General features: G+C 36.1%; 22 protein-coding genes. 17 read left to right on the forward strand and 5 right to left on the reverse strand.

Features of this window, described 5'->3' with window-relative positions:
• Positions 1-33: 33 nt before the first annotated feature.
• From GPDM_RS02410 to GPDM_RS02455, 10 genes are all read left to right on the forward strand, one after another.
• Positions 34-594: an AAA family ATPase gene (locus GPDM_RS02410; RefSeq protein WP_039862762.1), complete on the forward strand. Its 561-nt coding sequence runs from the start codon at positions 34-36 to the stop codon at positions 592-594.
• Between the two features lie 127 nt (positions 595-721).
• The gene (locus GPDM_RS16955; RefSeq protein WP_008428613.1) at positions 722-1,753 is read left to right on the forward strand and encodes a DinB family protein; all 1,032 of its coding nucleotides are present in this window, start codon (positions 722-724) and stop codon (positions 1,751-1,753) included.
• A gap of 111 nt (positions 1,754-1,864) precedes the next feature.
• The gene (locus GPDM_RS02420; RefSeq protein ID WP_008428615.1) at positions 1,865-2,263 is read left to right on the forward strand and encodes a nucleoside 2-deoxyribosyltransferase; all 399 of its coding nucleotides are present in this window, start codon (positions 1,865-1,867) and stop codon (positions 2,261-2,263) included.
• 31 nt (positions 2,264-2,294) lie between these two features.
• On the forward strand, positions 2,295-2,678 hold the full coding sequence (locus tag GPDM_RS02425; protein ID WP_008428617.1) for a nuclear transport factor 2 family protein: 384 nt from the start codon (positions 2,295-2,297) through the stop codon (positions 2,676-2,678).
• Positions 2,679-2,758: 80 nt separating this feature from the next.
• On the forward strand, positions 2,759-3,532 hold the full coding sequence (locus GPDM_RS02430; protein ID WP_008428619.1) for an SDR family oxidoreductase: 774 nt from the start codon (positions 2,759-2,761) through the stop codon (positions 3,530-3,532).
• A gap of 378 nt (positions 3,533-3,910) precedes the next feature.
• A complete protein-coding gene (locus tag GPDM_RS02435) occupies positions 3,911-4,477 on the forward strand; it encodes a GNAT family N-acetyltransferase (protein ID WP_008428621.1) in 567 nt (188 codons plus the stop codon).
• Positions 4,478-4,512: 35 nt separating this feature from the next.
• Positions 4,513-5,286, forward strand: coding sequence for an SDR family NAD(P)-dependent oxidoreductase (locus GPDM_RS02440; protein WP_008428623.1), 774 nt, complete (start codon positions 4,513-4,515; stop codon positions 5,284-5,286).
• Between the two features lie 55 nt (positions 5,287-5,341).
• Entirely contained in the window at positions 5,342-6,082 is a 741-nt protein-coding gene (locus GPDM_RS02445; protein WP_008428625.1) for a WbqC family protein, read from the forward strand.
• A gap of 39 nt (positions 6,083-6,121) precedes the next feature.
• On the forward strand, positions 6,122-7,096 hold the full coding sequence (locus GPDM_RS02450) for a glycosyltransferase family 2 protein (protein WP_008428627.1): 975 nt from the start codon (positions 6,122-6,124) through the stop codon (positions 7,094-7,096).
• Between the two features lie 294 nt (positions 7,097-7,390).
• Positions 7,391-10,252, forward strand: a complete 2,862-nt coding sequence (locus GPDM_RS02455; RefSeq protein ID WP_008428629.1) for an ATP-binding protein — start codon at positions 7,391-7,393, stop codon at positions 10,250-10,252.
• A gap of 53 nt (positions 10,253-10,305) precedes the next feature.
• On the opposite strand, the gene GPDM_RS02460 is transcribed toward GPDM_RS02455, so the two are convergent.
• From GPDM_RS02460 to GPDM_RS02475, 4 genes are read right to left on the reverse strand one after another with little or no spacing between them, the layout of a single operon-like run.
• Positions 10,306-10,662 (reverse strand): response regulator transcription factor, encoded by a 357-nt coding sequence (locus GPDM_RS02460; protein ID WP_008428630.1) that lies wholly within the window; start codon positions 10,660-10,662, stop codon positions 10,306-10,308.
• Positions 10,663-10,680: 18 nt separating this feature from the next.
• Positions 10,681-12,078 carry a glycosyltransferase family 2 protein gene (locus GPDM_RS02465; RefSeq protein WP_008428633.1) on the reverse strand — a complete coding sequence of 466 codons (1,398 nt, stop codon included), beginning with the start codon at positions 12,076-12,078 and terminating at the stop codon, positions 10,681-10,683.
• Positions 12,078-13,130, reverse strand: a complete 1,053-nt coding sequence (locus GPDM_RS02470) for a HEAT repeat domain-containing protein (RefSeq protein WP_008428635.1) — start codon at positions 13,128-13,130, stop codon at positions 12,078-12,080. Before GPDM_RS02470 ends, GPDM_RS02465 begins: the two co-directional genes overlap by 1 nt.
• Positions 13,127-14,737, reverse strand: a complete 1,611-nt coding sequence (locus GPDM_RS02475) for a diguanylate cyclase (RefSeq protein ID WP_008428637.1) — start codon at positions 14,735-14,737, stop codon at positions 13,127-13,129. The genes GPDM_RS02470 and GPDM_RS02475 overlap by 4 nt, the downstream gene beginning before the upstream one ends.
• A gap of 244 nt (positions 14,738-14,981) precedes the next feature.
• Between GPDM_RS02475 and GPDM_RS02480 the strand changes: the two genes are divergently transcribed.
• Positions 14,982-16,082 (forward strand): flavin monoamine oxidase family protein, encoded by a 1,101-nt coding sequence (locus tag GPDM_RS02480; protein WP_008428638.1) that lies wholly within the window; start codon positions 14,982-14,984, stop codon positions 16,080-16,082.
• Positions 16,083-16,604: 522 nt separating this feature from the next.
• Positions 16,605-17,042, forward strand: a complete 438-nt coding sequence (locus GPDM_RS02485) for a hypothetical protein (RefSeq protein WP_008428641.1) — start codon at positions 16,605-16,607, stop codon at positions 17,040-17,042.
• 110 nt (positions 17,043-17,152) lie between these two features.
• Here the strand turns inward: GPDM_RS02485 and GPDM_RS02490 are convergent, their stop codons facing one another.
• On the reverse strand, positions 17,153-17,833 hold the full coding sequence (locus GPDM_RS02490; protein ID WP_008428642.1) for a Crp/Fnr family transcriptional regulator: 681 nt from the start codon (positions 17,831-17,833) through the stop codon (positions 17,153-17,155).
• Between GPDM_RS02490 and GPDM_RS02495 the strand changes: the two genes are divergently transcribed.
• From GPDM_RS02495 to GPDM_RS02515, 5 genes are all read left to right on the forward strand, one after another.
• Positions 17,832-18,113: a glutaredoxin domain-containing protein gene (locus GPDM_RS02495; RefSeq protein ID WP_008428644.1), complete on the forward strand. Its 282-nt coding sequence runs from the start codon at positions 17,832-17,834 to the stop codon at positions 18,111-18,113. The genes GPDM_RS02490 and GPDM_RS02495 overlap by 2 nt on opposite strands.
• A 244-nt stretch (positions 18,114-18,357) precedes the next feature.
• Positions 18,358-19,713, forward strand: a complete 1,356-nt coding sequence (locus GPDM_RS02500; RefSeq protein WP_008428646.1) for a dihydrolipoyl dehydrogenase family protein — start codon at positions 18,358-18,360, stop codon at positions 19,711-19,713.
• A gap of 37 nt (positions 19,714-19,750) precedes the next feature.
• A complete protein-coding gene (locus GPDM_RS02505) occupies positions 19,751-20,653 on the forward strand; it encodes a glycine betaine ABC transporter substrate-binding protein (protein ID WP_008428649.1) in 903 nt (300 codons plus the stop codon).
• 60 nt (positions 20,654-20,713) lie between these two features.
• Positions 20,714-21,985, forward strand: coding sequence for an ergothioneine biosynthesis protein EgtB (egtB, locus tag GPDM_RS02510; RefSeq protein WP_008428651.1), 1,272 nt, complete (start codon positions 20,714-20,716; stop codon positions 21,983-21,985).
• Positions 21,986-22,165: 180 nt separating this feature from the next.
• A complete protein-coding gene (locus GPDM_RS02515; RefSeq protein ID WP_008428653.1) occupies positions 22,166-22,672 on the forward strand; it encodes an RrF2 family transcriptional regulator in 507 nt (168 codons plus the stop codon).
• The last annotated feature ends 2 nt before the right edge of the window (positions 22,673-22,674 follow it).

The following is a 22,674-nucleotide window of genomic DNA, read 5'->3' on the forward strand; positions in this document are numbered from 1 at the left end:
AATTTAAGAATTTTTCGGGATGGAGTTATGGTTATGAGAAGATTTGTTATCATGACAGTCGGTAAAACACATAGTGGAAAAACCATATTCGCTAAAGCATTAGAAAAAAGAATGCCTAATTCAGTAGCGATTGATCAAGATGTTCAAGCTGAAATATTATCAATATTTTACCCGAATTTAATTCCTAAAGAAGGTACAAATACGATTAAATATGCACTGACTCAAACGATTGTCGACTACACAGTAGAGCAAACAAATTGTCATATTATCTTGAGTAACTCTAATCGTAGTTATAAAGCCCGCGAAAAGCTTCTCAACTATTTTAAAGAAAATAACTTTATTTGTATTCTAGTTAATTTTGAAGTTCATGATCGTATTTTAGAAGAAAGAATAAAAGAAAGTCACCGCGATAAAACCATCCTTAGAACAATGTCTTTTTTTGAAGAAGTTCTGATACAGCAACAAAAGGATGCTTTTTTAGAGAAAAAGAATGCTCCTACAGAAAAAGAGGCAGATTATTTATTTAGAATAAAGAGTAGTGGCGATTTTAATATAGTGATATCAAAAATTACGGAATTACTAATAAACACTTGATAGTGAACAGTTCAGGGAGGAATTGTAGTGGGATCTAGAGTTATGCATTTAATTATCGCAAACCAACTCTCCATGAAGTTACCAATTGACAATAAAGGCATATTTCTTTTAGGTGGAATTGCGCCAGATGCAACGTATTCGAGAGAACAAAAAAACAGCATCGCATTTTTTGGAAGGAAGTTTAGAGGACGGAACTAGATTTGTGAATTACGAGCTTTTTGTTAAGAAGTACAGTTCTCATTTTCAATTCGACTACATACTCGGGTATTTAACACATTTAATAGCTGATGATATATGGTTAAAGCACATATACTTTAAGAACAATTTCAAAAAGCGTGTAGATGCGGATCCGAGCTTATTGGAAAGATGGCATAATGATTTTAGGAAATTAAACGGTAAGTTAATTGAATGGTTTAATTACATAGGGTTAAAAAATGAGTTGGAATCTAGTAGAGTACCGGTAACTAACATTCAAGAAATCAAATCTGAAAATCTTCAAAAATTTAAAGAAGAAACGCTTTTAGACTTTTGTTATTCTGCTGAATATTTAAATGAAGAGTTGGAAGTTTATACATTTGAACAAATTCTAGAATATATTGACTTGGCAGTTAATGCAGTTCTTAAGAACGATAAATTAATCAATTTAATCGAGAGGAGAAATTGTATGAGCGGCAAAGAAATACTTTCAGTATTCAGAAACGATCTTAGTAATTATTCTCCAGCGCAGCTAACACATATTCACGAACAAGGCGTTTGGTCGATTGGGCAAATGTATGACCATATTATTTTAGTAGCGCATGAGTATCTCGACAATGCAGAAGCTTGTGCTAGGTTAACAAAAGAACCGCCTTTAGGAAAAACTCAAATGGGTGAGCAGTTAATGAAAGATGGCGGATTTCCGCCTGTCAAAATCAGACTTCCGGATGAAATGAATACCCCTCCTAACAATACGGATAGTAAAGAAGTGCTCGCTAATAGAATCGACAAAGTGATTGAAAGACTAGAACAGTGGGAAGTGAATATAGATTTAGTAAATCCAAATTACAAGATTGAACATGGGGGATTTGGCTGGTTAAATGCAAAGGAATGGATTGAACTAGTTGAAATGCATTCTCGACATCACCTGCGTCAACAAAAAGAGCTAGAGCGTTATATTTAACGAAACCAATTTAAAAATCTTGTTATTTTCTCTGCATCTCAAAAAAGCCGCTAATTAAATTGGTGGCTTTTTTATAGACTGTTATGAGTGAAAAGTTAAGGGGGGAAACAATTGAGATTTTATGTTGCATCAAGTTTTAAAAACAAAGAACAAGTAAAGTATGTTAGTCATCAATTAACAATGAAGGGATATGTGCATTCGTACGATTGGACTAAAAATGACCGTCCGACCACTTTAGAAGCATTAACAGAGATCGGAATTAAAGAAAAAGAGGCTGTGATGAATTCAGATGTTGTGATTGTTTTGCTGCCAGGAGGAAAAGGAAGTCACATAGAGTTAGGAATAGCGATTGCTGCTCAAAAGAAGATTTTTTTGTATTCTCCGGATAATGACATTGATGATTTAGCATCAACAAGTACTTTTTATCAGTTGCCAGAAGTTCAAAAAGTAATCGGGACGCTAGACGACTTACTAGTAACCGTATGCTCAAAATACCAAATGATTACTTAAGAAAAAGCGAAAATAGAGAGGGGAAATGGTCATGAAGCACAATTTAAAAACGAATAAAAAGAATGCGAAGGAATTTTATGAAATGGCTTATTTGGGCAAGCCAGCTGAAGCTGTTCAAAAATATGTAGGAGAAGAATACATTCAGCACAATCCGGATGTCGAAAATGGCAAAGAAGGGTTTATAAAATATTTTGAGAAAATGCATAAAGAATTTCCCGACAAAAGTATTGATTTTGTTCGGGCGATTGCACAATATGATTTAGTTTCTCTCCATACCCATCAAGTTTGGCCAGATGAAGAAGAGTATATAACTATGGACTTTTTCCGTTTCGATGAGCAGGGAAAAATTGTGGAGCATTGGGATGCCATTCAAAAAATTCCACAAACCTCGAAATCAGGAAATCCAATGTATTAGTTGTTGGAGACAAATCATTAGCAAGTAGATGAACAGATTACACGTTAAAGAAGACAATATTTCGAGTTGAGGTGGAGTTAATGAACCAATTGGAAGGGAAAATCGCGATAGTTACAGGGGTAAGTCGACTTCAAGGAATTGGAGCTGCGATTTGCCGAGAATTAGCAAAAAACGGCTGTCATATCTTTTTCACTTACTGGACAAAGTATGATAAGCAGATGCCTTGGGGGCTGGAATTAAACGAACCAATGAGCTTAAAAGAAGAGTTAAAGAAAGCAGGCGTAAAAGTAGCGTGTGAAGAAATAGATTTAACTCAATTTCATCATTTAGAATCCCTTTTAGATAAAGTGTTAGAAGATGTAGGAGAGCCGGACATATTGATAAACAATGCAGCTTATTCCACTAACAATAACTATACAACTTTGACTGCCGAGGAACTTACTCAGCATTATATGGTGAACATTGGAGCTACCACGTTGCTCAGTAGTGGTTTTGCCAAGCGCTTTAAGAAAAAAACAGGCGGAAGAATTGTCAATATTACTTCTGGTCAGTTTCAAGGTCCAATGCCAGGAGAACTAGCCTACGCGACGACTAAAGGTGCTATCGATGCATTAACCATAACTTTGGCTGCAGAAGTTGCTCCGGTCGGAATAACGGTTAATGCGATAAACCCAGGTCCAACTGATACAGGGTGGATGACTGAAGAAATCAAGCGTGAATTGGAGCCGAGCTTTCCTTTCGGTCGGCTAGGCGAACCTAAAGATGTTGCGAAAACGATTAAGTTTTTAGTAAGTGATGATGCGGAATGGATTACAGGTCAGATTATCCATTCGGAAGGTGGATTTAGAAGATAAACCAAAGACGTCTAGAAGGGTGTGTTTCGCCTTCTATGCGTTTTTTTATTGAAATAAATATCATGTATTATTAGAACCAATTAATTTCCAGTAAAAAGAATATAAGATGCTAATTAGAAAATATTTTATAAATTCATGTCTTAATTTTCAGATAATATGGTATTATAGAACTGAGATTAGAAATTAAGGTAGGTTTTTAGTACTCTTTCTCAAAAATCATTATTATTAGTAGGTCAAAAGGCTTTGACGGAGACTTTTTAATTATCTGGCATGTTTGACGCTAATTAATGATGTTCAGTTTTAGAGAACTGGGGTCAGTAGTGTTTTACCATTAAATACACACATTAAAAAAACAAGTAAAAGAAGGGTGATGAGAATATGAATGTTAAGGGGAAGAAGATAACGCTTCGTGCGCTAGAGAGAACAGATATGGAAGAATTGAGAAGTTATTATAATGATCCAGAAATAGCACCCTTACTAGGAGGGTGGACGATCCCGATTTCTTCTGAACAACAAAATCGATGGTTTGATCGATTAGAATTTGATAACCGAAATCTGCGTTTAGCAATTGAAACAGAAGAAGATGGATTTATCGGTATCTCAAATATTTTAAACATTGATTATCGAAATCGCTCTGCGCATCATGGGATTCTGATTGGGAAAAAGAATATGCGTGGACATGGATATGGTCGAGATACGGTCATGACCACCATGAAATATGCATTCGAGGAACTTCAATTGCACCGTCTAGAAGGAGACATTCTAGAACATAATGTGCCTTCGTATAATTTGTTTATAAAAAAATGTGGATGGGTTGAAGAAGGTAGAAAGCGGGATTATGCGTTTCGTAATAACCAGTATTACGACCAAGTCATTGTGAGCATTTTAAAAACTGAGTATGAGCAATTGTGCCAAGAAACTGGATATTGGAAGACAGAGAGTTAATAATTTTTGATAGTTGTTTGTTTGGAGGAGTATATATGTCAGATAAGTTAAAAGGAAAAGTAGCGATAATTACAGGTGCTGCAGGTGACTTGGGGAAAGCTGTTGCAGAAGTTTTTTTAAATGAAGGAGCGAAAGTCGCTCTGGTAGATCGCGATCAGCAAGCTCTTCATAATTGTGAAAATTCTTTAACTCATATTGGAGAAGTGTTTGGAGTAGTTGCAGACGTTACTTCCGAAAGTGAGGTAGCCTCTTATGTCGATAAAGTTATGAAAAAATGGGGAAGAGTAGATATATTCGTCAACAATGCTGGGATTTTAGGCAAAGTGGCTCCGCTAATCGAACAAACAGTTGAAGATTTTGATGCAATTTTAAATGTTAATGTTAAAGGTGTTTTTCTTGGCTTAAAGAAAGTCATGCCAGTAATGATTCAACAAAAGTGTGGGAGCATTATAAATACTTCTTCGGTTTCAGGCTTAATGGGAAGCAGTGGGAATTCACTTTATGCAGCTACTAAACATGCAGTTGTTGGTTTGACAAAGACAGCAGCTTTAGAAGCAGGCTACCACTCAGTTAGAGTGAATTCGATTCATCCTGCACCACTTGATTCAACCATGATGAGAAAAAATGAAGAAGGGATTAATAGTGAAAACCCATCAGAAGTCAGAAAAGTCATTTCTTCTCGTATTCCTCTAGGAAGATACGGGGAAATGTCTGAAGTAGCAAAACTTATTTTGTTTTTAGCAAGTGATGATTCTCAGTTTATAACCGGCAGTCAGTATCGAATTGATGGTGGTATGGGCGCACGTTAACAATATTTAGCAATGGCAAAATGAGGATCGGCTTAAAGTAAAAGGGGATGAGGTTATGAAAGTAGGTATCATGCAGCCATATTTCTTTCCTTATATCGGTTATTGGCAATTGATTAAAGCAGTTGATAAATACGTGATATACGATGATGTGAATTATAAAAAAAGAGGCTGGATTAATAAAAATAATATTTTAATCAACGGAGAAGCAAAACCAATTTCGTTAAGGACGTTTAAAGTTAGTCAAAATAAACGTATTAATGAAATTGAAATTGATCATGATCTTGTTTACAAAAAAAAGTTGCTGAAAACCATTAAAGAAGCGTATGGCAAAGCACCTTATTTTCAAGAAGCTTATAGCGTAGTTGAAAAAATAATAAATCAAAACGAACCCAACTTGGCGACATATCTGGCAAATTCAATAAAAGAAATCTGTGCGTATTTAAACATACGCACAGAAATTATTCTTTCCTCTGAGTTAACAAAAAATGAACATCTGAGAGGACAAGATAAAATCTTAGAAATTTGTGGGCTTTTTTCAGCGGAAGAATATTTAAATGCTGCTGGAGGACTCCTGCTATACTCACCGCTGGATTTTCAAGCACAAGGAATTGAATTGAAAATCATTAAGACAAATCATATCAGTTACCAGCAAAAAGACGTAAGAGAGTTTGTTCCTAATTTATCAATTATTGACGTCATGATGTTTAATAGTCCTGAAGAAATTGATGCCATGTTGGGTGATTTTACTGTGCTAAATAATTTTTCTGATCTTCTTCAAACCAGTACAAATGGTTAAGCAGGTATGTATACACAATGACAACAAAGGGTGAAGGTTATGGGGAAAGATATTTTAGTAAGTGTGGATTGTCTAGCATACAATCATGAAGATTTTATAGCGGAAGCAATTGAAAGCTTTTTAAAGCAAAAAACAAATTTCAAATTCGAGATCTTGATCAATGATGATGCTTCTACAGATAAGACGGCCTCCATCATCAAAATGTATGAAGAAAAGTATCCTGACTTAATAAAGCCATTATATCAAGAACGAAATTTGTTTTCTCAAAGCGCTACAATGCTTCAAATCAACCAGCGTAGAGCAAAAGGTAAATATATAGCTATTTGCGAAGGTGACGACTTCTGGACCGATCCATACAAATTACAAAAGCAAGTGGATTATTTAGAAGCAAATCTAGACTGTGACTTATGTGTGCATTCAGCTTATCAATATTCCGAAGCTTTAAATAAGGTCGTAGGAAAAGTAAGACCAAGTCGAAAGAGTCGAGATTTTTCTGCTGAAGAAGTTTTTTTAGGTGGAGGCGAGCTATTTCCAACCAATTCCATGGTGTACCGTCGGGAAAAAGCTGATGATGTTCCCGATTTCTATTTCGATGCGGGCTTCGGAGATTATCCTTTAGCCATACACTTGGCACTTTATGGGAAAGTCCATTACTTGGATGAGCAAATGTCAGTGTACCGTGTAGATGTCAAAGGGGCTTGGTCTGAAAAGACTTTAACTACCACTATAAACGCAACAAAACAAAATGATGCAACTGCAGACTTATTGGACAAGATTAATCGCCATACAAACTACCAATATGATAAAACAATTGAGAAAACAAAAAAGAAAAACTATTTCTATTTATTAATAAGACAGCAAAAATTCAAAGAGGTCTTTACTAAAGAGTATGCAAGGTTTTATCTGGAACTCGAATTTGTAAGACGAATTTGGAGGAAAGTGTTGAAATCTCACTACTATTTCAAAGGTAAGGCTAATCACTTTCTGGTGAAACCGCGAAAAAAGTTAGCTTGATTAAGTTTCTACGAAAAAGGTAAATATAGCACTACACCAAACACCTTCACTTTATTCGATTTCATGATGCACTCATGTTAATCAAATAAAGTGAAGGTGTTTTGCTGTGTCATCTAGATGCTTTGTTCAATTTTGTCCTATGTAAAAAATTTCATAATTTTTTATTTGAAAAAGTAATTATTTGAAATGCTAATGACGTATACTGTATTTAAAGAAGTTTAATATCGAGTATGTTTATAGCGCTATTTTAATAAGTAGTGTATTGAAAATAGCTGAACATCTAGGAGGACCTGCATGCGAAATTTAAAGGAAAAAGGAATAAGGTATAAATATTTAAAGTTAACTTTTTCTTCAGTAGTAATTTGTACATTTATGATTATTGGGATTTATTTTTATATGCACGATCAACAACTCGAATTAGAAGCGGAATATACAGAACTTAGAGAAAAGCAGGAAACATTTAATGAGCTTTCACGATCGTTAAACCAACTGTTTTTTAGAACAAGAGGATTTTATGCTTTTCAAAATGAAATAGAATTGGATTTGGCATTTATCGAATTAGATACTTTAAAAAATGCGATAGCTAAAATGAATAGTTTATCAATAACGCGACAAGAAAGAGTTCGAATTATCGAGTTAAGTAATTTTATTAGTTCGTTTGAAAAAGATGTATTGCCTGCAGCAATTGCACTCGTGCGTGATGGCGATTACGAAGGTTTACGCGAGTTGTCTCGTGGCGGTACAAACTCAACGGTAAATGAATTTGTTGCGTTTTCAGATGACAACGAAGCTGTGACTAGGCTGGCGTTACAACAAGTAAATGAAGAAATGTTAGCACAAGCTGAAAGATTATCTTTTGTGTTAATTATGCTATTTATTCTTTTATTTATTATTACCGCATTAATAATTTTACGGGCACTAAATGATATTGTGAAGCCAGTAGAAGGAATGCGTCAATCAATAGAAGGGTTTGTAAAAGGTGAGGAATTGACTTACAAACCACTCAAACGTTCCGATGAACTAGGCATTTTATCAATGACATTTCATAACATGATCAATACAATCCAAACAAATCAAGAAAAACTCACTTCTCAAAATGAAGCTTTATTGTTGAACAAAGGTGAATTACAAGAACAACAACTCAAATTGAAAGAGTCTTTACAAGAAACAGAACAAACTAAAGACCGGTTAATTCGATACAATGATTTGAACCATATTTTGTCTTTCACATTAGATAAACAAAAGCTGATTGATGCAACGCTTGAGTATTTTAGTGAAACTTATAAAATTGATACAGGAGCTTTGTGGCTACCTAAATCGAGAGAATACGCATTAAAAGGTTATACGCCGACAATGTTTAAACAACTAAAAGAAGAGCGGGTAGAGTATCTTTTAACTCGATTAGAAGAGTGTGATTCATTCACAGTAAAACGAGAAGCTCAGTTAGAAAAAGGATTTGCAGTAGATAGAGTGTACATTCACGACTTATATGCTGCAGTGAAAAACGAAGATGAAGACACGGTTGCATTAATCGGGTTGTCTCGAATAGGAAGAACGTTCACTAGCGAAGAAGAACTAGATATAAGTGGCTTGTTAAAACGTATTCACTTGGCAATTGATCGTATTCAATTATATGAAGCTGCTGTACACGAACGTACACTAAATGAACGTATTATCAATAACATCAATGAAGGCATTCAGTTTATTTCAAAAAATGGAGATATGGTACAACATAACGCCACTATGTGCACAATGTTGAACTGCGGAAATGGACCACTTGATGCCTCTATTCCTAAAGGAATATGGGTCAAGAGAATGGCTGAACAAACAACAGCTCCGGAGTTAATGTACAAGTTTTTAAGCAATTGTATTCAAATAAAGGATAAAGAAGCTAATACATTCCGCTATACCGTGAAAGTACCATATGAACGAGTTATTGATGTATATAGTACACCCGTAATTGTAGATGGTGAAAAAACAGGAACCATTTTTGTACACAGAGACATTACCCGAGAACACGAAGTGGATAAAATGAAGTCGGAACTTGTTAGTACAGTCAGTCACGAACTTCGAACGCCGTTATCAAGTGTTCTTGGATTTACTGAGTTATTGTTGAACAAACAATTGAAACCCGAAAAACAAGAACGCTATTTAAAAACCATTTATAAAGAAGCAAAACGATTAACCAACTTAATAAACGATTTTCTCGATTTACAACGCATGGAGTCTGGAGACCAAGTATATCGTATGGATAAATTAGCAGTAAACGAGCTGATTATCGAAACGGTTGAAAAATTCCGTACACAAAACATGCATTCAATTGTCTTTATAGATGATGCATCAGATGTGATTGTTGAAGGTGATCGTGAGCGTATAGCTCAAGTATTGATGAACCTAGTTGGAAATGCCATTAAGTTTTCTCCTCAAGGTGGCAGCGTAACCATCTCGATGAAAAATGATTTGAATAATCTTAGTGTAACTATAAAAGATGAAGGAATCGGAATTCCTACTGAAGATATTCCGAAGTTGTTTTCAAAATTCCAGCGTATTGACAATAGCTCACGACGGAAAATTGGAGGCACAGGTCTCGGTCTTGCAATATGCCAAGAGATTATTCTTCAGCACGAGGGGAAAATTTGGATAGAGTCAAAAGAAGAACAAGGCACAGCTGTTCACTTTGAGTTGCCACTTGTTGCGGAACCTCAAGAGTATACAACTCACGAAGGTGCAGAAGAAAATCCGCCTGTTATGATTGTTGAGGATGATATGAGTTTGGCTCTTTTACTGTCTGAAGAGTTGAAAGTAAATGGGTTTAAAGTGATTTATCACACGAATCCTAAAGAAGCGTTTAAAGAAGCCAAACGTACGCCACTTGTTGGAGCAGTTGTTGATATTATGTTAGGAGAAGAATTGAATGGCTGGGATCTTGTCGATATGATGAAAGGTGATCCGTTAACAAAAGATATTCCGATTGTCATTTCCTCAGCTCTAGATCCATCATCTGACGCTCAGAAAATTAATAAGATTTGTCATTACTTAACGAAACCATACGCACCGACAAATTTATCAAAAGTTATGAAAGAATTATTGGACTCTCAAAATCGTGATGGTGCCATTTACTATGCATCGAATGATTATCAAGAAACTGAAGTATAAATTTAAAGTTCATGAAAAAACCGTACAAGACCATTGAGGTCTTGTACGGTTTTTTATGATGCCAAAATATTTTCAACCAAAGACAATAATTCCATCGGACTAAAAGGTTTAGACATAAAGAAATCTGCACCTGTTGAAATGGCTTTTTCCCTGTCTGCATCTTGTGCTTTAGCTGTTAGCATTAACACTTTTGTATGATTTTGATCTTTTCTTACTTCTTCTAATACTTCTAATCCAGTCAAATGAGGCATCATATAATCTAAAACAATCAAATCGTACTCGTTTTCTCTAATTTTTTCTAACGCTTCTTTACCATCTTCGGCTTCTTCTATTTCGAAGTCGTCTTCAAGAGTATCTGCTATTAAGATGCGTAAAATATCTTCGTCATCTGCTATTAGTATTTTTTTCATAATGATTCGCCTCCTATTTTAAGTTGAAATGCCTTTACGTTTCATATCGCCCCAATGAGCTGTTTTGCGGAAAGCCGCAAAAATTCCTTGGATTCTCCATATAACCATAAGCGGGCGATACCAAAAGGCTTCTGTTAAAGCCCAAAAATAGAGACGCATTAAATGAGATACTTTTGGATATTTATGGAGAGTCAGTTCTTCTAATAAAACAGCTAATGCTGAAATTAGAGAGCCATACAAAATTGTGACGATAAACATTATTAAGGCTATAGTCGGATCAACTAACGAAAAGAAAAAACCACCAAAGATAATAAAATAGCCTAAAAACTCAAATACAGCCCCAAGTAGTTCTATAAAAAGAAAATAGGGCATAGATAACATTCCGACAGCACCGTATTTCGGGTTTAACATCATTTTCCGGTGTGTCCAAAGAGTCTCAAATAACCCGCGCTGCCAACGGATCCGCTGAGATTGAAGAACTTCTAACGATTCAGGTGCTTCAGTCCAGCAAACAGGATCAGGAACGTACTCAATTCGTTGTTTCGATTTTTCTTCTCGGAGTAATCGATGCAATCTTACTACCAATTCCATATCTTCTCCAACAGTATTTTTATTATAGCCACCAGCTTGAATAACTCGTTCTTTGTTGAAAACGCCAAAAGCGCCAGAAACAATAAGTAAGATATTGAGTTGACTTAAAGCCAAACGACCGATCAAAAACGCACGGAAATATTCTACGATTTGCATGATGACAACTGGATGTCTTGGTAAATCTATCACTTCTACTTTGCTTCTTGAAATGGTAGAACCATTTGCAATGCGCACAGACCCACCAGTTACAATAACTTGGCCATCAGACTCAATAATGGGTTTCATGGTTTTATATAAGCCATCATTTTCTAAAATCGAATCTCCATCAATTGCGCAAAAATAGGCAAAAGAAGATAAATTTATACCCGCATTCAGTGCATCGGCTTTTCCGCCATTCGCTTTTTTAATCAGTCGAATGTAAGGGAAAATTGTGGATTGATAAATCGCTTCAATCTCGGCAGTAGGGATGTGCGTTCGAAAGGCGAACGGAATTTGAGTCATTTTAAACTCTTTTATCATTTGTTCAGATGTCATATCTTTTGAACCATCATCAATAACTATTACTTCTTTTTGAGGATACTCTAACGCTAATAACGATCGCACAGTGCTAACAACACCGACTTCTTCGTTGTAAGCAGGTACAAGAATTGAAACAGGATACGTATTTTGGTTTCTTAAAAGTATTTCTGTAGACTCTCGGTGAACCAAATTGTTTTCGTTTTTTACTTTGCGAAAGGCAAGAGCAAAGAGGCCTAAATAACTTAAGCTTGAAAACAGTAAATATCCAATGATTAAAGTAGATAATACAAAGAAAAAGCTGTGCATCATTTTTCACTTCCTAATAGGGATGCTTCCCATTGAGTAGCCATGTCTCGGGCATACCGATCTGGATGATTTGCGGATAAGTGGCTCAGTAAAATATCACCATCTGCAAATTGTGTCAACGCTTCGGCCGATGAATAACGCACCCACCAAACAGAATCACCAAGCAGTTCACTCAATACTTCTTGATAGCGGGATAATTGAAGCTTTCCAGCAATACGTGCGGCAAACATGCGTTCTTGCCAAGAAGTAGAGTGGAAAAACGGTGTTAATAAACTTGGTGAAGATATATATTGCAAATGTTGAATGGATTTTAATGCTTGAATCCTCAATTCTTCATCATCACTAAGTAATTCTTCTTCAATGCGAGGAAGAAACCCCATTAATCCAGTCATTCCAATATAAGAAACAGCCGCATATTTCAGTACTTTATTATTGTGTTCATTTTTTAACGCAGCATCTAACTCTTCTAATTGGATATCCAATTGAAGTCTTTTAAACACATCGATGTACAAACGAACGGGTGCATCAACGTAGCGAGCCATCACAGAAAGGGTCATCGGTTCGTTTAATGATGTTAAGGTTCGGATAAGTTGTTGTGTTTCCTGATCTAGTCGAAACGATTTGTGAAGTTTTTCTTTTAGAAAAGGAGTTAGTGACTTCATATGAAAATCTTCAATGAAATACAATGTATTCATACGAATTGCCCAATTTCTACGCTTGAGTTGTTTTGTATAGCGTTCAGTTAAATATGTCTCAGATAGCTGTGTGACTTGTGAAGAATTTGCACTTCCTTTTGTAACAGCTACATAATGATTTAACAAGCGTTCTAAAACGATGGTTTGATGAGAAATATTATAAAGTTCTTCAAGAAAATGATCATCCGTTGAATCCAGCATATAGGAACTGAATGATTCGGTTAATTTGTCATATTGTTGGCTAATCGTCTGTTCTTTCTTGTTAATTAGTAGTTTGCGGAAAGACAAAACTAGCAATAAAAGTAGTTGGCTCAGAAATAAGAAAGCTATAAGAACCCAAAAGAAATAAATGTTCATTTAAATAACCTCATGGTTAGACGTTGCACGCGAGCAACAACTTCCTGTGCATAAAAGGGTTTCAATATGTAATCATCGGCTCCACTACGTAAAGCAAGCACGATATCTGATTCATTAGAACGCGAAGTAAGCATAGAAATCACAATGTTATCATTTGGATATTGGCTCCGCACGTGATTCAAAACTTCTAAACCATCCATTTTTGGCATAACCCCATCAAGTAAAATCATGTAATTTTCCTCTGGCTTGTACCAATCAGACTCGATAAAGCTGACACCATCTGCATATTCTTCTATAGTAATATCGAAATCATCAGGCTTCCAACCCGCAAATTGTTTTGAAATTAGCTTACGAACTAACGAATCATCATCTACGATAATGATGTTAAGTTGTCGTTTCAATTCAAAAGCTGCAATTTCAAACATCATTGTCTGATTTCGGCCGTTCTTTTTCGCTTGGTACAAAGCTTGATCAGCTTTAGTTACTAACGTATCTTGCTTTTGGCGATATTCACTTATTCCAGCAGAAAATGTTACGTGAAATGAATTATTCGACTGGTCGGTGAAGGCAATGTTAGCAAAGTCTAAACGGGTCTGTTCGACAAAGGATATAGCAGTTTCTGCTGCAGTATCCGGAAGAATTAAAGCGAATTCTTCGCCGCCGTATCGGAAGAAATAATCAGAATCTCGTTTTTTCTTCAATAAGAGTTGGCTAAAAGCTTGTAAAACTTCATCTCCAATTGGGTGTCCATAATTGTCATTTACTTTTTTAAAATGATCTAAATCGAATAAGACAAGTGTAAAAGTTTTTTTGCTTTTCTCAGACAAAGTAGTCATTTGTGACAATACATCATTAAAATATTTTCTATTTCCCGCGCCCGTTAACTCGTCATAAAGTGTTTCTTGCAAAATCATTTTTTGGAGACGTAGACGGTTTAATACATAAGGAACGAAAAGGGCCATATTTAATGGCTTGGAAAGAAAGTCTGTTGCGCCTATTTCCATTGCTTTAATTTGATTTTCAATGCGATCATCCGAGCTTACAATTGCAAGAGGGACATATTGATTTTTTGCAGGTTCGTAAATTCTAGAGATCAATTCAAAACCATCTACATCTGGCAATTGCAAGTCCAAAATAACCATTTGAGGTTGCAGTGTGTAAAATAATTCCATTCCTTTTTTTCCATCAAGCGCAATAACGACTTGAATTCCATGTTCTTCTAAAGATTCTTTAATATAGGAGGCTAACTCCGCATCTGAATCAATCACTAAAACAAATACATCATTTGTAGGAATCTCTTTTTGTAAATTGACTTCAACTTTAGTAATAAGAGAAGAGTTCTCTTCTTTAAAATGGTTTCTTAAAGCAACCATTAAACTTTGCAAAGAATCGACTGGCAGTAATGTATCACTATCTTCAGCGAAAAGTTCTAATTGAGTAGCACAAAACTGAGACAACTCCATAAGACCAATCGTGCCGGCAGTGCCTTTCATGGTATGTAAGAAGCGGTACATCTCCCGTTCAGAGATCTCTCTTTGTTTGATCCATTTCGAAAAATCCTTCTCCATTCGGTCAGAGAGCAAAGCTTTATAATTTGTACGAGACATGTTCATCACCTTCTTTAAAAAAATATATCTATATACTTCCACTATACTATAAAAATTCCTATTTTGCGTTTCTTGGTAACTATAAAACAAGATTCGTCGTACGAACAGTAAACTGTTTAGATGTAGTTGTTCATTTACGAGCTACAACGTGCAATAAACAAAGAGTGTATTATAATGAGTTATACCTTTTGAATTTAAGAGTTTACTAAAAAAGAATATAAAATAGTCAGTAGGGGGAAAATACATGCAAGAACCAGTGATTATTGTAGGAGCAGGTTTAAGCGGCTTACGCGCTGCATCCTTGCTTACGGAACAAGGAATAGCCTGTAAAGTAATCGAAGCAAGAAATCGAATAGGAGGCAGAGTTTTAAGTGCTTCTGTACAAAATCAAGAAAATCTAGGAAAATTTGATCTTGGTCCCACATGGTTTTGGCCGCAGTACGAGCCGAATATTGCAAGCTTTGTGAAAAAGCTCGGTTTAGAGACGTTTGTTCAGCAAAATGATGGAGATTTGCTGGTAGAACGTTTTCAAAGAAAACCACCAGAACGCTGTAAGATGCAGGAAAATATTCATGAAAGAGGAGTTCGGATTACAGGAGGAATGCAATCGTTAATAGATGCATTGGCAAAAACAATTCCGCTTTCTATTATTGAGCTTGAAACGCGGGTTAAAAAGATTTGCTTGGATCAAGTAGGCAAACTAACAGTTGAAGTGGAAACGGCTGATGGAGAGAGAAAACAAATTTCAGCAGCTAATGTCATTTTGGCATTGCCACCTCGACTAGTAGCCAATCACATTGAATTTTCACCCGATTTGCCTGCAGAACTTATGGAAGACATTAAAGAAAAACCAACATGGATGGGGTCACAAGCTAAAGCGGTTGCTGTTTACAAACGCCCATTTTGGCGAGACTCAGGACTATCTGGTTTGGTGTTAAGTTCAGCAGGTCCACTACAAGAAATTTATGATGCCTCGCCTATTGATGGAGCAGGTGCGTTATTTGGTTTTTTTGGTATAACTTCAGAAGTGCGTCAGCAAATGGGACAAGAAAAAATTACTGAATTAGTTACCAATCAATTGATTAAACTTTTTGGCAATGAAGCTGAACACCCACTAGAAATCCTGTACAAAGATTGGTCAAATGATTTAGAAACAGCAGTTATAGAAGACTCGAGTCCGTTTAAAAATTACACAAGTTACGGTCAACCGCCGATCTCAGGGATATGGCAAGAAAAAGTAATTTTTGCAGGCACAGAAACAAATGCCCAATTTAGTGGTCATCTCGAAGGAGCGCTTCAGTCTGCTGAAACGGCAGTTGATAAAATAATTGCCTTACGAAAATAGCGCATAGTTATTTCTTTTTAGACAAGTGGGGGAGAGAAAAGAGTGCCTTTTTTTACAACAAGTTTGACGTGACAGGGAAGTTTAGAAGAACTCTGATGTAAAAGTTTGTGGCTATCTTATTGGTGATACTATTATTTTTAACACCGAAACTAACATTAATTGTAAAAAATTTCGTCTTTTGCGCTTATTTCAGTAAGGATTTATCAAACTAGAAGAGACTATTTAATGTTCAAAAGAGAAACAAAATAACGTTTTAAAACCTTCTGAGAACAACTAGCTCAGTAGGTTTTTTCGTTATATTTCTTAGTATGAAATTGATCGCGTTTTATAAAAAGAAATGTATACGCTGGAAAAATGCGGATTATGAGATGGATAGAAAATCATATGAGTTGATTAGTGAACAAATTAAGACAAAAATACGAAGAAAAGAGCAATTTTTTCTCTTTTTTCTGAATTGTAAGGTATCTTACATTTTTGTCTTAAGAAAAGGTGTAAATTAATAGAAAAGAAGGAGTGAGGAAAATGGTAGTACCACAACAAACATCTACTGCAACAAATTACTCAAGTATTGTGAAAGCCGCCTTAATCGGTAGTACAGTAGCAGGAATCCTGTTTGGGATCTTCATGCAAATGATGGGAATGATTACAGTAATAGCATCAATGGTAGGAAGTGAAAGCCTAGTCGTCGGATGGATTATGCACATGATGATCAGTTGGGTTTTTGGCCTTGGATATGGTGCAATGACACTTTTCTCATCTCGTTACTATGTTCTCGGGGTTATTCACGGAGTGCTTATTTGGATCGTAGGACCACTTCTTGTTATGCCTATCATGATGGGAATGGGCCCAATGTTTGGACAAATGTTTGCAAGTGATCAATTAATGAGTTTGGTTACGCACTTAGCGTTCTCACTGATTTTAGCAGCAGTATTCAGTAAACTTGTTCAAAAACATGCATAACCTATAGAGAAAAACCTTTCAAACGCTACCAGAAAATATTATGGGTAGGTTGAGAAAGGTTTTTCTTTACTAAAGTTTTTAATTTGAAACTGAGATTGCTTCTAATTAATTTATTCCATAATGATTTTTTTTATTTCATCTGCTTTTATGGAATAACCGAAAAGATTTTTTTTAACTAATCCCTCTTTTTTCAACTTACTCATTAAAAGAGAGATGGTTTCTCTAGAAGAACCTACCATAGTAGCAATGTCTTCATGCGTAATTCTCATATTAATCGTTTGCCATTCTTTTTCGCGTTTGCCACTTTTTTCGCTCATTTTCAATAATAGAAAAAGCGTGCGATACCGAATGTCTCCGAGAGCTATTTTTTCGCTGATATCATGTGTTTCTTTTAATTGGTTCGATAATATTTGAATGAGCTTAAATGACACTTCAGGTGTAGCTCGTATAAATGCTTCGAATTTTGCTTTATCCATCGTGCATAAATAACAGTCAGTCATGGCTTCAGCATAGGTTTCTTTGTCTGTCAGCATAAAAGATTCTGTTTCACCAAAGACATTGCCATCGATTAAGATATCTGTAGTAAATTGTTTTCCTTGTGCCGTCATTCGATACAAACGAACTTGCCCTTTTTTAAGAAAAAACAATACATCTAGTGGCTGTTCAGGTATTAAAATCTGTGTGCCTTTTTTGACAGGTGTCATCGTACTGTTTTTATCAATTACTTTAATATCTTTCATAGGCAATTCATCAAAAAGATTTATTTGCGAAAGGAGTGTCAATTTATCCATGTTAAAATCCTCCTCTATCCGTTCTAAAAAACGGGTTTTAAATGCCATGCTTTTTATTTTACCGGGATGTACCAATTGTAAAAAAGCAGAGAGTAAACTGCGGGAACTAGAGATTTCATTTCAAGTTTATAACATTTTCGAACATCGTGCATTGTTTCAAAGTGTGCCGATAAAGAAAAAGAGCCAAGGTTTGCCACTGTTGAAGGTGGAAGAAAATTACTATTCTTTAGCTGAAATATTGGAATGGGAAAAACAAGAGGTCAATGTTTGTAAAAAGTAGATCGTCCAAGTAGCTTATAATGTCGATTACTTTTTAAAGCACATTGATTTACCCTACTCAGCAGGAATACGTTCTATGAATATCGAATATTCTAAAAAGAATAACAATTAAAAGAATTTTCATTTACTGCCAGTTAGTTGAAAAAAAAACAAGAGTGAAAATTGATGAAAAGGGTATTAAAAAATATACCACCAAAGTAAGTGGGGAAAATTGGATTTTTAATTACAAAAAGGAGATGCCATTAATGCAAAAGAAATTCGATTTAATCGTAATTGGAACAGGGTCAGCTGGTACGGCTGCAGCCATGAAGTGCAAAAAAGCTGGATGGGAAGTCGCAATCATCGACTCAAGACCATTTGGAGGTACTTGCGCATTAAGGGGATGTGATCCCAAAAAAATACTGGTTGGAGCGGCAAATATAATAGATAGTGTTGACCGCATGAAAGGAAAGGGAATTACAGGGGCACCGACAATAAACTGGAACGAACTAATGGAATTCAAGCGGACGTTCACGGAACCTGTACCTGAAAATCGATTGGAAGGTTTTCAAAAAGCTGGAATTGTCACGTTTCACGGAGAAGCTGTTTTTGTCGCTGAAGACAAAATTCAAGTTGGAGAAAATGAATTGACTGCTGAAAAGATATTAATCGCAAATGGCGCAAAGCCAGTTTCATTACCTATTAATGGGGCAGAACATCTTACAATGAGCGATGAATTTTTAGAACTTGATAAGTTACCGGCGAGATTAGTTTTTGTAGGTGGTGGTTACATTTCGTTCGAATTTGCGCATATAGCAGCACGAGCAGGTTCTGAAGTACACATCATTCATAGAGGAAAGCGACCACTTGAGAATTTCGAGGCGGATTTGGTGGACGTGTTATTAGAAAGGTCTAAAGAAGTCGGCATTCATATTCATCTGGGCACGGAAGTAAAGTCTATCGAAAAAATAGATTCCTCTTTTAAAGTCATTGGTGAAAATGGGTCTGAATCACTTGAACTAGATTGTGACCTTGTTCTACACGGAGCAGGAAGAGTGCCAAATATTGACGAGATGCAATTGGAAAAAGCAAATGTAGAACGTGAACCCTCGGGCATTACGGTAAACGAGTATCTTCAAAATGTTAGCAATCTACGTGTTTATGCGGCAGGAGATGCGGCGGCAACAGAAGGACTTCCCTTAACGCCTATTGCTTCAATGGAATCTCACGTAGTCGCTTCGAATTTATTAAAAGGCAATCAAAAAACACCAAGTTACAAAGTCATGCCAACAGTTGTTTTCACCATCCCTAAATTAGCAGCTGTAGGACTGTCAGAAGATCAAGCAAAAGAAAAAGGTTATAACTATAAAGTTAAAGTGCTGCAAAAAGACATTTCAAGTTGGTATACCTATAAACGGACGAATGAAAAGCATGCAATGGTAAAAGTTATTATTGATGAGGATTCTGACCAAATACTCGGTGCGCATTTGATTGGCCAAGAAGCAGATGAACTCATCAATCATTTTGCATTAGCGATTCAATTTAACCTAACAACTTATGATTTAAAACAGATGATTTTTGCCTATCCAACTGCAGCTTCTGATATCGCCTCAATGCTATAGAGGTGCACTAAAATAATAAAAAATAGGGGGAAAAAACATGAATAAAAAATTATTGGGAATGACCTTAATCGCTTCAGCAGCTTTATACGGATGTAGTTCTGGGGAAGAAGCAACTGAGCCGCTAGTAATTGGCGGCAAGCCTTGGACTGAACAATATATTTTGCCTTATATTTTGGGTGAGTACATAGAGGCCAAATCGGACTATACCGTTGAGTATAAAGATGGTTTAGGCGAAGTGGCAATTTTAACACCAGCTTTGGAAAAAGGTGATATTGATATGTACGTTGAATACACCGGTACAGGATTAAAAGATGTGTTAAAGAGAGATTCAGAACCTGGACAAACTTCTGAAGAAGTTCTACAAGCGGTTCGAGAAGGCTATGAAGAGGAGTTAGGGGCAACTTGGTTAGAGCCGTTGGGTTTTGAAAATGGCTATACGTTAGCTTACTCCAAAGAAAGTGGCTTAGACGCTAAAACTTATTCAGAACTAGCTGAACTTTCTCGTTCACAAGATGTTTCTTTTGGTGGACCGCATTCCTTCTATGAACGAAAAGGCGATGGCTACGAAGATTTAACAGCAACTTATAACTTTAATTTTTCCGCTACTGAAAGCTTCGATCCTTCTATTATGTATGAAGCATTAAAAAATGGAGATGTAAATGTAATCCCTGCTTTTACAACCGATAGCAGAATAGACTTATTCGAATTGACTACGACAAAAGATGATTTAAACTTTTTCCCGAAATATGATGCCGTACCAGTTGTCCGCATGGAGACGCTTGAAGAATATCCTGACTTAGAAGAGGTATTAAATGAACTTGGTGGTCAAATCAGCGCAGAAGAAATGTTGGCGATGAACTCTAAAGTAGATGTGGATAAAGAGCAGCCAGAAGACGTAGCTCGAGAATTTCTAATCGAAAAAGAATTGATTGAAGAATAGAGTTGCTTCTTAACATGTAAAGTAAGTAGAAAATTTTTAGTAGGTTAGGGGAGTTATTCGATGAAAGCAGTAGAAAATACGTCTATAGCAGAGCGCTTTGCAGAAATAAGAGGCGTTACGATGAAACTGATCGAGCCTTTAGAAACAGAAGATTTTATTATCCAATCTCACGAAGATGTGAGTCCGGCTAAATGGCATATCGCCCATACAACATGGTTTTTCGAACGTATGATTTTAAAAGAGTTCAAATCGAATTATGAAGAATTCAATCCAGCTTTTGATTTTTTGTTTAATTCATATTACAACACGATTGGACCTTATCAACCACGCCACCAACGCGGCGTACTATCACGACCAACAGTAGATCAAGTTATTGAATATCGTAATTATGTGGATCAGCAAGTGTATAACTTACTTGATGAATCAGCTAGTGATACTAAAAAAGAAATAGAAGCTTTAATATATATGGGACTTCAACACGAACAACAACATCAGGAATTGATCTTAATGGATATAAAGTACAACTTTTTTGTTAATCCTCTTTTACCTGCGTATGCACAAACAAAAAAACGAACACTAAGCAAACCCCAGGAATCGCAGTTTGTTAAGTTTGATGGAGGGTTGATCGAAATTGGTCACGATGGTAATGGCTTTTCGTTTGATAATGAAAGCCCGCGTCATAAGGTTTGGCTTGAACCCTTCAAGTTTGCAACAAAACCTGTAACTAATGGAGAATTTCTTGAATTTATAAATTCCGGTGGCTATGAAAAACCGGAATATTGGCTTTCGGATGGGTGGAGTATTGTTAAAGAGCATAATTGGAAAGCGCCACTTTATTGGCTGAAAGATACAGAAGAAAAATGGCAAATATTTACCTTAGCGGGCATACAAGACCTAGAGCTTGATGAACCGGTTAGTCATATTAGTTTTTATGAAGCAGATGCTTTTAGCAGGTGGAAAGGCAAAAGGTTACCTACTGAAGCTGAATGGGAATATGCTTCTCAAAGCGTTGCTATTCACGGAAATACGATGGATGATGGTGTTTACCATCCTGTGGCTAGTAGCGAGGATTTACAAAGTTCATCGCTATCAAAAATGTTTGGAGATGTATGGGAATGGACTGCTAGTGCCTACTCACCATATCCTGGAAGTAAACCGTTAGAAGGCGCGTTAGGTGAGTATAATGCGAAATTTATGTGTAACCAAATGATTCTTCGTGGAGGTTCGTGTGCAACGCCTGTAGATCACATTCGGAAAACTTATCGAAATTTCTTTCCTCCAGAGAAAAGATGGCAATTTAGTGGTTTTAGGTTGGCAGAAGACCAAAGTTAATGTTGAACTTCCTCTTATATAAGTTAAAAAGCAGACAACCGTCTATCGGTTTGTCTGCTTTTTTGTTTTAAAAATAATTCGCATTTTTTATTGCAATTTCTCAAAAAGAGAGTATCATTCCTTAATAGACATGATATGTCCATAATGGATATTGAAAATAGATAAGGGAGAGGTGTTAGTTTGCAGTTAACTAAAGGGGTAGAACAAGCAATTTGTATTATCGTGTTACTAGCTACACAAGAAAGCAGCGCGCCGCTTGCTTCAGATGAAATTAGTAAAAGGCTAGGGGTATCACCTTCTTATATGAAGAAAATTACAAGAAAGCTAGTTGTGCAAGGAATTGCTGTGTCTGTATCTGGGAATAACGGAGGCGTTTCTTTGGCAAAATCAGCAACCGATATTACAATGCTAGACGTTATTGAAGCTATGGAAGGGCCAATCAAGATTTACCCAGACACGGGTTTAATTCGGCTTGCTTTTAAAGATGGTGAATATGCAAAAAAAGGACAAGAGATTCTTCAAAATGTCTTTGCACAAGGAGATCGATTATTAATCGAATATCTCTCGAAAGTAACCGCAGCAGACTTATTAAAAGAAGGGTTAGGCATGTCTAACTTGCCAACATTAAATTGGAACCAAGAAACCTTAAGTGATGTATTGAACAAAGAACAGGATGATCAAAAGTGAAC

The organism is Planococcus donghaensis MPA1U2 (assembly GCF_000189395.1).
GTDB lineage: Bacteria > Bacillota > Bacilli > Bacillales_A > Planococcaceae > Planococcus > Planococcus donghaensis_B.